This window comes from Lysobacter sp. Root667 (assembly GCF_001427715.1).
Taxonomy (GTDB): Bacteria; Pseudomonadota; Gammaproteobacteria; order Xanthomonadales; family Xanthomonadaceae; genus Lysobacter.
The window spans coordinates 187,439-200,718 of record NZ_LMHF01000010.1; the positions used below are offsets into that span (position 1 = coordinate 187,439).

At 68.4% G+C, this 13,280-nt stretch carries 11 protein-coding genes and 1 riboswitch; of the genes, 6 read left to right on the plus strand and 5 right to left on the minus strand.

The window, feature by feature from the left end; all coding sequences use genetic code 11:
• Positions 1–610 precede the first annotated feature (610 nt).
• The 4 genes from ASD78_RS08700 to ASD78_RS08715 all read right to left on the minus strand — a co-directional run bounded on the left by ASD78_RS08700 (position 611) and on the right by ASD78_RS08715 (position 6,052).
• Positions 611–3,790, minus strand: a complete 3,180-nt coding sequence (locus tag ASD78_RS08700; protein ID WP_056100302.1) for a multidrug efflux RND transporter permease subunit — start codon at positions 3,788–3,790, stop codon at positions 611–613.
• Between the two features lie 9 nt (positions 3,791–3,799).
• Positions 3,800–4,969 (minus strand): efflux RND transporter periplasmic adaptor subunit, encoded by a 1,170-nt coding sequence (locus ASD78_RS08705; RefSeq protein ID WP_056100307.1) that lies wholly within the window; start codon positions 4,967–4,969, stop codon positions 3,800–3,802.
• 121 nt (positions 4,970–5,090) lie between these two features.
• Complete coding sequence (gene bioD / locus ASD78_RS08710) at positions 5,091–5,765, minus strand: dethiobiotin synthase (protein ID WP_056100311.1); 675 nt, start codon at positions 5,763–5,765, stop codon at positions 5,091–5,093.
• Entirely contained in the window at positions 5,762–6,052 is a 291-nt protein-coding gene (locus ASD78_RS08715) for a hypothetical protein (protein WP_056100315.1), read from the minus strand. Before ASD78_RS08715 ends, bioD begins: the two co-directional genes overlap by 4 nt.
• Before the next feature lie 65 nt (positions 6,053–6,117).
• Here ASD78_RS08715 and ASD78_RS08720 point away from each other — a divergent pair, with 65 nt between their 5' ends.
• The 4 genes from ASD78_RS08720 to ASD78_RS08735 all read left to right on the plus strand — a co-directional run bounded on the left by ASD78_RS08720 (position 6,118) and on the right by ASD78_RS08735 (position 10,042).
• A complete protein-coding gene (locus ASD78_RS08720; RefSeq protein ID WP_056100318.1) occupies positions 6,118–6,600 on the plus strand; it encodes a GAF domain-containing protein in 483 nt (160 codons plus the stop codon).
• On the plus strand, positions 6,597–7,001 hold the full coding sequence (locus ASD78_RS08725) for a TfoX/Sxy family protein (RefSeq protein WP_055904327.1): 405 nt from the start codon (positions 6,597–6,599) through the stop codon (positions 6,999–7,001). The genes ASD78_RS08720 and ASD78_RS08725 overlap by 4 nt, the downstream gene beginning before the upstream one ends.
• A gap of 203 nt (positions 7,002–7,204) precedes the next feature.
• Positions 7,205–7,438: riboswitch (cobalamin riboswitch) on the plus strand.
• A gap of 125 nt (positions 7,439–7,563) precedes the next feature.
• Entirely contained in the window at positions 7,564–9,408 is a 1,845-nt protein-coding gene (btuB, locus tag ASD78_RS08730; protein ID WP_056100321.1) for a TonB-dependent vitamin B12 receptor, read from the plus strand.
• A gap of 253 nt (positions 9,409–9,661) precedes the next feature.
• Positions 9,662–10,042, plus strand: coding sequence for a hypothetical protein (locus tag ASD78_RS08735; protein ID WP_056100324.1), 381 nt, complete (start codon positions 9,662–9,664; stop codon positions 10,040–10,042).
• Positions 10,043–10,063: 21 nt separating this feature from the next.
• Here ASD78_RS08735 and ASD78_RS08740 read toward each other — a convergent pair whose 3' ends face one another.
• A complete protein-coding gene (locus tag ASD78_RS08740) occupies positions 10,064–10,975 on the minus strand; it encodes a LysR substrate-binding domain-containing protein (RefSeq protein ID WP_235566473.1) in 912 nt (303 codons plus the stop codon).
• A 179-nt stretch (positions 10,976–11,154) separates the two neighbouring features.
• Here ASD78_RS08740 and ASD78_RS08745 point away from each other — a divergent pair, with 179 nt between their 5' ends.
• Together ASD78_RS08745 and ASD78_RS08750 are read left to right on the plus strand one after the other, a co-directional pair.
• Complete coding sequence (locus ASD78_RS08745) at positions 11,155–12,252, plus strand: hypothetical protein (RefSeq protein ID WP_056100332.1); 1,098 nt, start codon at positions 11,155–11,157, stop codon at positions 12,250–12,252.
• A 70-nt stretch (positions 12,253–12,322) separates the two neighbouring features.
• Positions 12,323–13,261: a PD40 domain-containing protein gene (locus ASD78_RS08750; RefSeq protein ID WP_056100336.1), complete on the plus strand. Its 939-nt coding sequence runs from the start codon at positions 12,323–12,325 to the stop codon at positions 13,259–13,261.
• Positions 13,262–13,280 lie beyond the last annotated feature (19 nt).

The window sequence follows — 13,280 nt, forward strand, 5'->3', positions numbered from 1 at the left end:
AGACCCGAAGGGCGGCGCGCAGGACGCGCGCCGTTTTTCGAGGAACAGGATGTTCCTTCGAAAAATCCCCGCGCAACTACCGATCTCGCAAGGGAGGGTTGTCAAGGTAAGCCCTTCTCTTTGGTTACTTTCTCTTGGGCTAGCAAGAGAAAGTGACCCGCGCGCGCAGCGGGCGGAAGCTGTTGACTTGAAGATCGAAACCTTCGCCGAACCTAGAAGTTCGCGGTCGCGGCTTACGCTGCTCCTACCCCAAGGCGAGTGGCAAGAGAAAGTGCCCCGCATGCGCGGCATGCGGAAGCTGTTGCTTAAGAACGAAACCAGCAAAGCAGCCCGAATTCGCGATCGCGGCTCACGCCGCTCCTACCCCAAGGCTAGAGCGAAACAGGCGCGGCCGCCGGACTGGCGATCGCGGCTCACGCCGCTCCCACAGAAGGCAGAGGCAAGGGCGGATCGGAAGCGATACCGCCATCGGCAGGCGAGGTTCGCGGTCGCGGCTTACGCCGCTCCTACCCCAAAGCACAGCGGAAGGCGGAGCAAGAACAAAGCCTCCCCCAGCCCCAAAGAAAAAGCCCGCCATTCGGCGGGCCTTTCCCGAACATCAAGACTAGCGTCAACCCACCGGCTTGGCCGCAACCACCGGCGGCTCATCGTCATGCCGCACGACCTTCGGCACCTCGTCGAGCTTGTCGCCCAGGATGCGCCGCACCACCACGTAGAACACCGGGATCAGCAGCACGCCCAGGAAGGTCGCGAACATCATGCCGCCGATCACGCCGGTGCCGATCGCGTGACGCGAGTTGGCGCCGGCGCCGGACGAGATCGCCATCGGGACCACGCCCATGATGAAGGCGAACGAGGTCATCAGGATCGGGCGGAAGCGCAGCTTGCAGGCTTCGATCGTCGCCTCGCGCAAAGTCTTGCCGGCCTGCCGCTGCTCGATCGCGAACTCCACGATCAGGATTGCGTTCTTCGCCGCCAGACCGATCACCGTGATCAGGCCGATCTTGAAGTAGATGTCGTTGGGCAGGCCGCGCAGCAGCGAGAACACCACCGCGCCGAGCACGCCCAGCGGCACCACCAGCAGCACCGCCACCGGCACCGACCAGCTTTCGTACAAGGCGGCCAGGCACAGGAACACCACCAGGATCGACAGCACCATCAGCATCGGCGCCTGGTTGCCCGACAGGATTTCCTGGTAGGACTGACCGGTCCAGTCGTAGCCGAAGCCTTCCGGCAGATCGTTGTCGACGATCGCCTGCATCGCATTCATCGCTTCGCCCGAGCTGTGTCCGGGCGCCTGCGAACCGACGATCTCGACCGCCGAGTAGCCGTTGTAGCGGGTCAGCGACGGCGAAGCCATGATCCACTTGCTGTGGACCACGTTGGTCAGCGGGATCATCGCGTTGGTGGTCGCGTCGGCCGAATCGCCCACGGCCGACGGATTGGGCGTGAAGAACCGGCTCAGCGCTTCCGGGCCGGTGCGGTACTGCGCATCGGCCTGCATGGTCACGCGCTTGATGCGGCCGTTGTCGACGAAGTCGTTGACGTACACCGGCGCCAGCATCAGCTGGATCGAGCTGTAGATGTCGTTCACCGACAAGCCCATCGCCTGGGCCTGGATGCGGTCGACGTCGAGCTTGAGCTGCGGCGAATCTTCCTGCGTGTTCGGACGCACGCCGACCAGCGCCTTGTTCTCGCCGGCCTTGCCGAGCAGGATGTTGCGGGCCTCGGTCAGCGCCTCGCGACCCTTGCCGCCGCGGTCCTGCAGGTACATGTCGAAGCCGCCGAACGAACCCAGGCCGCTCACGGTCGGCAGGTTGATCACGAAGATCTGCGCGTCGCGGATGCCGTACAGGGCGCCGTTGGCGTTCTGGATGAACGCGGCCGCGTCGATCTTGCGCTCGTCCCAGGGCTTCAGGCGGACGAAGGCCATGCCCATGTTCTCGCCCTGGCCGACGAAGCTGAAGCCGGCGACTTCCATCATGCCGTCGTAGCCTTCCTGCTTCTCCAGGGTCGAACGCATGGTGTCGAACACGGCCTGGGTGCGGCGCATGGTCGCGCCCGGCGGCAGCTGCACCAGCGCCAGCGCATAGCCCTGGTCTTCTTCCGGCAGGAAGCTGCCCGGCATTTTGGTGAACAGGAAGCCGCACAACACCGCCAGCGCCACGAACACCGCCATCCAGCGCGGCGCGTGCTTGACCGCGCTGCCGATGTGGCCGACATAGGTGCCGGCGACCTTGTTGTAGACCGTGTTGAAGCCGCGGAAGACGAAGTTCGATTTATGGTGCTCGGTCGGCTTGAGCATGCTCGCGCACAGCGCCGGGGTGAAGCCCAGGGCCAGGAACGCCGAGAAGCCCATCGCCATGGCGATGGTGATCGCGAACTGCTTGTAGATCTCGCCCGCCGAACCGCCCTGGAAGGCGCTGGGGATGAACACCGCCGCCAGCACCACCGTGATCGCGACGACCGCACCGCTGATCTGGCTCATCGCCTTGATCGTGGCCTGGCGCGCGTTGAGGCCTTCCTCGGTCATGATGCGTTCGACGTTCTCGATCACCACGATCGCGTCGTCGACCACGATGCCGATCGCCAGCACCATGCCGAACAGACTGAGCTGGTTGATGGTGAACCCGAGCAGGTACATGCCCAGGAACGTGCCCATCAGCGCGATCGGGATGACCAGGGTCGGGATCAGCGTGGCGCGGAAGTTCTGCAGGAAGATCAGCATCACCAGGAACACCAGCGCGATCGCCTCGAGCAGGGTCTTGACGACTTCCTCCACCGAGATCCGGACGAAGGTCGAGGTGTCGTAGGGCGAGAACCAGGTCACGCCCTGCGGAAAGCTGGACTGCAACTCGTCCATGCGCTTGCGCACCGCTTCGGCCACGCCCAGGGCGTTGGCGCCGGGAGTGAGCAGCACCGCGAACGCGCCGGTCGGAGCACCGTTCCAGCGCGCCTCGAAGCCGTAGGACTGCGAACCGACCTTGATCCGGGCCACGTCCTTCAGGCGCACCGTGGTGCCGTCGGCGTTGGCGCGCAGGATGATGTTGCCGAACTCCTCCGGCGTGCTGAAGCGGCCCTCGGCCGACACTGTGGCGGTGTAGGCCTGATCCTGCGGCGAGGGCTCGGCGCCGATCGAACCGGCGGCGAACTGCACGTTCTGGCCGCGCACCGCGTTCAGCACCTGGGTGGCCGAGAGGCCGTAACCCTGCAGCTGTTCGGGGTTGAGCCAGATGTTCATGGCGTATTCGCTGCCGAACTGCTGGGTGCTGCCGACGCCGGGCACGCGCGCGATCTGGTCGAGCACGCGCGAACCGATCATGTCGCTGAGCGCGTTGGTGTCCACGCCCGGATTCTCCGAACGCAGCGCGATCACCATCAGGAAGTTCGAGTTCGACTTGGCCACCACCACGCCCTGCCGGGTCACTTCTTCCGGCAGTCGCGGCGTCGCCAGGGCGACCTTGTTCTGCACCTGCACCTGGGCGATGTCCGGATCGGTGCCCGGCGCGAATGTCAGGGTGATCGAGGAGCCGCCCGAGGCGCTGGACGAAGAGCTGAAGTAGTCGAGGTTGTCGATACCGGTCAGCTGCTGCTCGATCACCTGGGTGACCGCGCCTTCGGCGGTTTCGGCGCTGGCGCCGGGGTAGCTGGCCGAAATGCCCACCTGCGGCGGGGCGATGTTCGGGTACGACTCGACGCCGAGGCTGAAGATCGCGAGCACGCCGCCGAGCGTGATCAGGATCGCGATGACCCAGGCGAAGACCGGGTGATTGATGAAGAATCTGGACATGGCGGTCGCTCAGTCCTTTGCCGCCGGCGCCGGGCCGGCGGCGGGCTTGCCCTTGGCGGCGTCGGGCTGCCACGGCGTGGCCTTGGCCGCCTCGCCGGGCACCGCGCGCTGGATGCCGGAGACCACCACCTGATCGCCCGCGGCCAGACCGTTGCTGATCACCCAGTTGCCGGCCTGGCTGCGGTCGGCGGTCACGCCCTTGCGGGCGACCTTGCCGTCGCCGCCGACCACCAGCACGTAGGAACCGGCGGCGTCGCGCTGCAACGCGGCCTGCGGCACCAGGTAGGCGTTGGCCTGGTTGCCCAGGGTCGCCTTCAGGGTCACGTAGGTGCCGGGCAGCAGGGTCTTGTCCGGATTCGGAACGCGTGCGCGCAGTGCGATCGCACCGGTGGCCGGATCGACCACGTCGCCGGAGAAGTCCAAGGTGCCCGGGCGCTGGTAGACGGTGCCGTCGGGCAGGATCACCTGCACTTGGGTCTCGCTCTGGCTCTGGCCGCCCAGGGCACGGCGAATCTGTTCCAGCTCGGAGACGCCGAGCGAGAAGTTCACGTACAGCTGGTCGATCTGGTCGACCGTGGTCAACAGCGTGGCCGTGCCCTGCCCGACCAGCGCGCCCTCGGTGACCTGCTGCTTGCCGGCGCGGCCGTTGATCGGCGAGCGCACCGTCGCGTAACCCAGGTTGATGCGCGCATTGGCCAGCGCGGCCTCGGCCTGCTTCACCGCGGCCGAGCCGCTGCGTTCGGCGGCGAGCGCGTTGTCGAGGTCGGAGCGCGAGATGAACTTCTCCGGCGCCAGGCGGCGCGCGCGATCGGCGGCGGCCTTGGCGTTGGCGTAGTTGGCCTGGGCCGAGGCCAGCGAGGCCTGGGCCTGGCCGACTTCGGCCCGCATCTGCGCAGGATCGATTTCGAACAGCACCTGGCCTTCGCGCACGTCGCGGCCTTCCTCGTACACGCGACGCTGCAGCACGCCCGGCACGCGGGCGCGCACGTCGGCGCTGCGGTAGGACGCCAGGCGGCCGACCAGGTCCTTCTGCAGCGGCACGCTCGCCGGCTGCACCTTGATCACGCCCAGCTCCGGCGGAGGCGGCGCGCCGCCGGCTTGTTCGTTGCCGCCGCCACAGGCGGAGAGAGCGAGTGCCAACGCAGCGGCCAGAGCCACGGAGCGCGGGTTCATGATCATGGGTAGGACTCCGATTCCATCGTTCTAGAGCGTGCCCGCTCGGTGATTGTTCTAATTCCTATACTCGAAAGTCTAACATTCTGATATTCGCCCCCACCCCCCATAAGTCACGGGATAAGCGCTATTTCGACACGTTGAGAAGGTGCGAAAAGTGCCTTGGTTCGGGCTGGAATGTGTAGGGGAGCCGGCCCCAGCACGGCGCATCCAGGCGCTGCTGCAATAAGCGGAAATTGTCGTCGCGCCGATCCATGTGCGGGTCTATCTCGTTGCCGATCCAACCGATCAACTGCAGGCCGTCGGCTGCGATCGCGCGCGCCGTCAGGCGCGCGTGATTGATGCAGCCTAGCCGCATTCCGACCACCAGCACCACCGCCGCGCCCAATTCGCGCGCCAGGTCGGCCTGGTCCAAGCTCGCCGACAGCGGCGCGGCCCAGCCGCCCACGCCCTCGACCACCACCACATCGGCTTGCGCCGCCAGGCGCGCGTGCGCGGCCAGCAAGATCGGCAGCGCGATCTCGACACCGTCCTGCGCGGCAGCCAGTTCCGGCGCCAACGGCGCATGCAGCGCATAGGGATTGACGTCGGCATAGGCCGGCGTCGGCGAACTGGCCGCCTGCAGCAGCAGCGCGTCTTCATTGCGCAGGCCCTCGGCGCTGACCTCGCAGCCGCTGGCGACCGGCTTCATGCCGACCGCGCGCAACCCCTGGGCGCGCAGCGCATGCAGCAAGGTCGCGCTGGCATGCGATTTGCCGATGCCGGTGTCGGTGCCGGTGATGAAGTAACTGCGCGCGCTCAAGCCGGAACTGCCATGGACGGTGCGATGCACAAGTCTCTCTTGACCCTGCCGGTGAACATCGCCATCGCACTGGAAACCATGCGCAGGGGATACACGAAGCAGAATACGAAGGTCGCCCTCCGCCGCAGGGTTTCGCGCAATTCGGCCACGGTATCGGGCAGAGCGTCGAACAGGCTCGCCCGCTTCGTCAGCGAGAACGCGAATGCGGCAGCGCCGAAGCTTTCCGGCCGCGTCGCCTGACGGCCGCGGGCGCGGAAAGCGGGCGGGGTCTGGGCGGGCTCGGTCATCGGCGTTCCCAGGGGCGGAGTCCGGCCATGGTAATACCCCGGCGTGCCGCTGCTACACTCGCGATATGTTCGCCGCCAACCCCCTGTCCGGCAGCAAGCCGGAACAATACGAGCTGCTCCTGGCCCAGGCGCGCGCCCTGATCGAGGGCGAAAGCGACCGCGTCGCCAACGCCGCCAACCTGTCGGCGCTGGTCTACCACGCCTTGCCGGACCTCAACTGGGTCGGGTTCTACTTCTACGACGGCCGCGAGCTGGTGGTCGGCCCGTTCCAGGGCCTGCCGGCCTGCATCCGCATCCCGCTCGACAAGGGCGTGTGCGGCGCCGCGGCCTCCAGCGGCCAGACCCAGCGCATCGCCGACGTGCACCGCTTCCCGGGCCATATCGCCTGCGATTCGGCGTCCAACTCCGAGCTGGTGGTGCCGCTGTCCCTGGACGGCCGGTTGATCGGCGTGTTCGACCTGGACAGCCCCAAGCTCGACCGCTTCGACGCCGACGACCAGCGCGGCCTGGAAGCGATCGCGCAAGCCTTCGTGGAGTCGCTGCGATGACCGCGGCCAAGCTACGCAACATCGGTCCCAAGAGCGCGGCCTGGCTGCGCCAGGTCGGCCTGCGCTCCTACGAGGACATCGCCGCGGTCGGCACCGTCGAAGCCTTCATGCGCGTCAAGCGCGCCGGCTTCAAGCCGACCCTGAACCTGCTGTACGCGATCGAAGGCGCGCTGCTGAACTGCCACTGGCAGGAAGTCCCGGACACGCGCCGCAACGAACTGATCGCCGCCGCCGAAGCCGCCACCGCGCTGCTGCCCGCGCCGCGCAACCGCCCGGCCGCCGGCCCGGTGCGGACCACGGTGCTGACCGAAGACACGGTGGCGATGCCGCCCTCGTACGACGACGGCTACGACGACGAGCCCGCGGCCGAAGGGCGGGACGAGGCCGAAGAGCGCGAGTAACGCACTCGCGCCGCCCCGCGCCGAACCCTTCTCCCGCTCGCGGGAGAAGGTGCCCGAAGGGCGGATGAGGGCACGCTGCGGGTTTGAACACCGCACTCGCGCTGCCCTCACCCCAACCCCTCTCCCGCAAGCGGGAGAGGGGCTGACAGCACCGCCGCCCCCCCAAACCCCAGCCCTTTTGGCCCCACCGCCCCCAATCGCGTAGACTGCGCGCGCTTCGAGGTGACCCACGGCATCCGCCGCACGGGCTGAAACGGGAAGCCGGTGACGCCCCAGCGCTCCTTGAGCGCGACCGGGCCAGCCCGGCACTGCCCCCGCAACGGTAAGCGAGTCGACCGCGGCAACCGCCACTGTGCATAGGCACGGGAAGGCGCCGCAGGCGGGGCCACGGCCCCGGCTCGCGAGTCCGGAGACCGGCCACGACGCGCGACTGGTTGCGATGCGGAGGGCGTCGCGGCGGCGACCGTCGGCGCGTCCAGCGCCCGCATTCGCGGCCTCTCTCTCCTCGCGACTCCCCTGATCGACGGCGCGGCACGAACGCCGCGCCTCTGGAGTAGTGCTCATGCGTGTTCCGAACCTGTCCCTGGCCATCGCCATGGCTCTCGCCCTGCCCGCTCTCGCCCAGGCGCAGACCCACGACGAGGCCACCGACCTCGACGATGTCGTCGTCACCGCGACCCGCACCGCGATCAGCGCCAACGACGCGCTGTCGCCGGTCGAAGTGATTACCCGCGACGACATCGCCCGCAGCCAGGCGCGCTCGCTGCCCGACCTGCTGCGCGGCCGCGCCGGCATCTCCATCGGCAACCAGGGCGGCCTGGGCAAGCTGACCACGCTGTCGCTGCGCGGCAGCGAGACCGATCACGTGCTGGTCCTGGTCGATGGCATCCGCATCGGCTCGCCGACCTCCGGCCTGGCCTCGTTCCAGGATCTGCCGGTGGCGCTGATCGACCGCGTCGAGATCGTGCGCGGCCCGCGCTCCAGCCTGTACGGCGCCGACGCCATCGGCGGCGTGATCCAGATCTTCACCCGCCGCGATCGCGGCGCGGTCGCACCGCGCGCCAGCGTCACCGTCGGCAGCCACGGCGACCGCGAAGCCAGCGCCGGCGTCGGCGGCCGCATCGGCCGCGGCTGGTTCGGCGCCGACGCCGCCTACCAGCGCACCGACGGCATCAACGCCTGCAACGGCTCCAGCACCCTGTTCGCCGGCTGCTTTACCGAAGAGCCCGACCGCGACGGCTACCGCAACCGCTCGCTGTCGCTGCGCGGCGGCTTCGACGCCACCGACGCGCTCAGCTTCGAAGGCCATGCCCTGCGCGCCGAAGGCGAGAACGAGTACGACGGCAGCTTCGTCAACTACTCCGAAGTCGTGCAGCAGGTGATCGGGGGCAAGGCCACCTGGCGTCCGTCCGAAGCCGTGCGCCTGCAGTTCAGCGCCGGCCGCAACCGCGATTCGTCGGACAACTTCCTCGGCAGCACGCCCAACGGTTTCTTCTCCACCGACCGCGACAGCGTCGCCCTGCAAGGCGATTTCGGCGTCGGCGAAGGCCAGCTGGTCAGCGTGGGCTTCGACTGGCTGCGCGACCGCGTCGACAGCGATACCGCCTACGACGAGAGCGAGCGCGACAACCACGCCGGCTTCGTCCAGTACCAGGGCCGCTTCGGCGCCCAGTCGCTCGAAGCCAGCCTGCGCCGCGACGACAACGAGCAGTTCGGCGGCCACACCACCGGCAGCATCGCCTGGGGCCTGGGCTTCGCCGAAAACTGGCGCCTGACCGCGGGCTACGGCACCGCGTTCAAGGCCCCGACCTTCAACGAACTCTACTACCCGTTCTTCGGCAACGCGGCGCTGCGCCCGGAAGAGTCCAAGACCTGGGAACTCGGCCTGGCCTACCGTGGCGAACGCTTCAACGCGCGCATCGACGGCTTCAGCACCCAGGTCGACGACCTGATCGCCTACGACGCCTCGATCTTCCTGCCCAACAACATCGAGCGCGCACGCCTGCGCGGCGCCGAGATCGGCGTCGACACCACCGTCGCCGACTGGACCATCGCCGCCAGCGCCAGCTTCCTCGACAGCGAAAACCGGGTCGGCTTCTTCGCCGGCAACGACCTGCCGCGCCGGGCCAAGCGCAGCGCGCGCGTCGACATCGACCGCGCCTTCGGCGACTTCCGTTTCGGCGTGACCGCGGTCGCCTCGGGCGCCCGCTACGACGACGTCGCCAACACCCGCCTCGTCGCCGGCTACGGCACCCTCGACCTGCGCGCCGAATACGCGTTCACCCCGTCGTGGTCGCTGCAGGCGCGCGTGGCCAATGTGTTCGATCGCGACTACGAAACCGTCTCGTTCTACAACCAGCCCGGCCGCGAGTGGTTCCTGACCTTGCGCTATACGCCGGCTAACTGAGACGGCGCCTGGCAGCATCCGAAAGCCCGGCCCCGCGCCGGGCTTTTCTTCGCCCGACGATGCGACACGGCGGCTCCGTCGCGCTCGCGGTCCATGACGCGGCCGCTGGATTGACAGGCATTACCGTGGTCGCGAGCATCCACTAACTTCTTACGCAGAGCCCGCATGAGCAAGATCGGATCGGCCCGGGTCATCGTCTATCTCGCCGCCATCGCGACTCTCCTGAGCTTCGCATCCTGCCCGGGAGTCGGCCGTGCTTGAATTCCTGTTCGAACTGATCGTCGAGCTGATCCTGCAGATCGTCGGCGAGGTTCTGATCGAAATCGGCCTGCATTCGATGGCCAAGCCCTTGCGCAAGCGTCCTGACCCGTGGCTCGCGGCGCTGGGCTATGCCTTGCTGGGCGCGTTTGTGGGCTGGCTGAGCCTGCTGGTGTTCCCCGATCATCTGATGCGCGAGGAACACTGGCGCATCGCCAACCTGATCCTGACGCCGCTGCTGGCCGGCGCGGCGTTGGCCTGGCTCGGCGCGTGGCGAGCTAAGCGCGGGCAGATGCAGTTGCGCATCGACCGCTTCTCGTACGCCTACCTGTTCGCGCTGTGCATGGCGCTCGTGCGGTTTTCCTTCGCAGGCTGACGGACCACCGCACCGACAGCGTCAAGGCCCGGCCACCACCGCCCTGCGGATATAGGCCTGTGCCGCTTCGCGATCGCGCGCGGCTTCTTCGCCCAACCAGGCGCGGAACTTGGCGATCTTGCCGCTGTGCTGGCGCGCGACCGGATAGGTCAGCCAGAACGCGCGGCCGTCGCCGGCGACGAAATCGTGCGCGGGCACCAGGCGACCGGCCGCGATCTCGCTGAAGAACACGATCGGCGAACCGATCGCGACGCCGTGCCCGGCCACCGCCGCGGCGATGTCGAGGTGCTCGGCGGAGAAATTGCTGCCGAAGCCGCCCGAGGGCACGACCGCACCGTGGCCCTGGGCGCGGTACCACAGCGCCCACCAGTCCGGCCGCCCCAGTCGCGGCACCGCCGGCGCGCGTTGCGGATCGGCGATGCCGGCCGCGGCTTCCTTCAACGCCGGCGCGCACAGCGGCATGAAGATCGCGGGCAATAGTTCGATCGCCTGCAATCCCGGCCAGACGCCATGACCGTTGCGGATCGCCGCGTCGTAATGGCCCGCGCCCAGATCCTGCGCCGGCACCGACAGGTCCAGGTCGAACGCGATCTGCGGGTACAGCGCGCGGAAGCGACCCAGCTTCGGCGTCAGCCAACTGGTGCCCAGAGTCGGCAGCGTGGTCAGCGACAACCGCGTCTCGTCCAGGTCCACGGCCTGCACGAAACTCGCACGCAATGCGGCGAAGGCGTTGATCGCCTCGCGCGCGACCAGCTCGCCGGATTCGGTCAGCTCGACCCGGTGCGGGTAGCGCCGGAACAGCGCCACGCCGATCTGCTCCTCCAGCCGCCGCACGTGGTAGCTCACCGAGGCCGAGGAGGTGTCGAGCTCCTGCGCGGCCTTGGCGAAACTGCCCAGCCGGGCCGCCGATTCGAAGGCCCGGATCGAGGACAAGGAGGGGAATCGGCGGCTGGCGACCATAAGTCTGACTTAGCCTGCAGGCCGATATTCGCGTCGTCAACCGCCATTCCGGCTGGCCATCATCCACCTCACCGCACTCCCTCACGAGGCAAGCCATGGCCCGATCTCCCTCCCCCCTGGGCCCTCGTGCCGTCGCGACGGAGGCGCCGCGTATGCAGGAGCCGCCGGTTTCGCGCAGCCGCCGCGACCTCCTCGCCGGCCTCGCCCTGGCCGGCGGCGCCGCGGCGTTCGGCCTGCCCGCCTGGAGCCTGGCGTCGGCCGCGCCGGCCGGCGCCGGCCTGGGCCCGCACACCGACGACTGGACCTGGCTGCTCGGGCAGTGGGACGTGCGCCATCGGCGCCTGAAGGAACGCCTGGTCGGCAGCACCGATTGGGAAGACTTCGCCGGCAAGAGCGCGCTATGGATGAGCCTGGGCGGCCTGGGCACCATCGACGACAACATCGTCGACCTGCCCGGCAGCAGCTATCGCGGACTGACGTTGCGCGCGTTCGACCGCGACAGCGGCCAGTGGTCGATCTGGTGGCTGGACGGACGCACGCCGACGCACATCGACCCGCCCGTGCGCGGCGGCTTCGATGGCGACAGCGGTCACTTCGTCGGCCGCGACACCTTGCGCGGCCGCCCGATCCTGATGCGTTTCCGCTGGCTCGACATCCACAGCGAACTGCCCTGGTGGGAACAGGCGTTCTCCGCCGACGACGGCGCGACCTGGGAAGTGAACTGGCGCAACTACTTCACCCGCACCGCGGCGACCCCCAGCCCGCTGCCGAAACTCGCCGACGCGCCGCGCGACTTCGACTTCCTGGTCGGCGACTGGCAGGTCAGTCACCGGCGTTTGCGCAAGCGATTGGCGGGCAGCAAGGATTGGGACGAGTTCGGCGGCACGTTCAGCAACTGGCCGGTGCTCGGCGGGCACGGCAACGTCGGCGACAACCTCATGGAATTCCCCAGCGGCACCGTGCGCGGCATCGGCTTGCGCTCCTACGATCCGGACACGCGGCAGTGGCTGAGCTGGTGGCTGGACGGGCGCACGCCCACCTCGATCGCACCGCCCGTGCGCGGCGGTTTCGACGGCCACGGCGTCGGCACCTTCATCGGCGACGACATGCTCGACGGCAAACCGATCCGCACCCGCGTGCTGTGGTCGCGCATCACCCCGCGCTCGGCGCGTTGGGAACAGGCCTGCTCCGGCGACGGCGGCAAGACCTGGGAAACCAATTGGATCAGCGATTTCGTACGCAAGGGCTGAGCGCATGAGGACGATATCGGGATCGCGGCGTCGCGGTGGCTTCGTGCGTGCGGCCGCTTGCGCCGCAGCGATGGCGGGCGCGTGCCTCGCGCTGAACGATGCCGCGATCGCAGGCGCCTCGGACGCTGCCGAGCCTTCGTCCTCGGCCATCGAAATCATCGGCACGCCCGAAGTATTCGCCTCGGGCATCGCCTCGACCGGCTACGCGGAGATCCGTCTCACCCTCAGCCCGGACGGCCGCACCGCACTGTGGTTCAGCCGCAACCGCCCCGGCGGCGCAGGCGGCTACGACATCTGGGTCTCGCATCGCGGCATCCGAGGCTGGAACGCAGCCACGCCGGCACCCTTCAACTCGCCGACCCGCGACTTCGATCCCGCGTTCTCCTCCGACGGTCGTTACGTCTACTTTTGCTCGGACCGCCCCGGCGGCCTCGGCGGCGACGATCTCTGGCGAGTCGCCGTCTACGCAGACGGTTTCGGCACGCCCGAACACCTGGGCATGGCCGTGAACAGCGCCGGCAACGAATTCGCGCCCATGCTGTCGGCCGACCGAACGCGTCTGCTGTTCTCCAGCGACCGCCCCGGCGGCGCCGGCGGCCACGATCTCTACGTCGCCCGACAGAAGCACGGCCGCTTCGAGCCCGCGCAGAGACTGGCCGGCGCCATCAACACCAGCGCCCACGACTTCGACGCCAGCTATCTCTCCGACGACGCCAGCATTGTCTTCTCGCGTACCCCCGACTTCAGCGACGGCCGCGTCGACCTCTACCTGGCCTCGTCGCAAGGCCAGCGCTATGACGCCGTCAGCCTGCTGCCGCTGACCGTCAACAGCCGCGACACCAACAGCTACGGACCAATGCGCGACTGGTCGCAGCCGGATCGATTCACCTACTCGGCCCAACGCGACGGCGCGCAGAGCATGGACCTGTACCTGGTTCGCTATCGTCTGCCGTCACCGATCGCCGGCAGCGTGCGCGGGGACTCGGCGGACAACGCCCCAAGACGGTAGGCTCGCACGCACAACGGAC

Excerpts from the sequence above, each read along its gene's own strand:
- ASD78_RS08700 (WP_056100302.1), bottom strand. The coding sequence starts at position 3,790 with ATGTCCAGATTCTTCATCAATCACCCGGTCTTCGCCTGGGTCATCGCG.
- ASD78_RS08705 (WP_056100307.1), bottom strand. The coding sequence starts at position 4,969 with ATGATCATGAACCCGCGCTCCGTGGCTCTGGCCGCTGCGTTGGCACTC.
- ASD78_RS08715 (WP_056100315.1), bottom strand. The coding sequence starts at position 6,052 with ATGACCGAGCCCGCCCAGACCCCGCCCGCTTTCCGCGCCCGCGGCCGT.
- ASD78_RS08720 (WP_056100318.1), top strand. The coding sequence starts at position 6,118 with ATGTTCGCCGCCAACCCCCTGTCCGGCAGCAAGCCGGAACAATACGAG.
- ASD78_RS08725 (WP_055904327.1), top strand. The coding sequence starts at position 6,597 with ATGACCGCGGCCAAGCTACGCAACATCGGTCCCAAGAGCGCGGCCTGG.
- btuB (WP_056100321.1), top strand. The coding sequence starts at position 7,564 with ATGCGTGTTCCGAACCTGTCCCTGGCCATCGCCATGGCTCTCGCCCTG.
- ASD78_RS08745 (WP_056100332.1), top strand. The coding sequence starts at position 11,155 with ATGCAGGAGCCGCCGGTTTCGCGCAGCCGCCGCGACCTCCTCGCCGGC.
- ASD78_RS08750 (WP_056100336.1), top strand. The coding sequence starts at position 12,323 with ATGGCGGGCGCGTGCCTCGCGCTGAACGATGCCGCGATCGCAGGCGCC.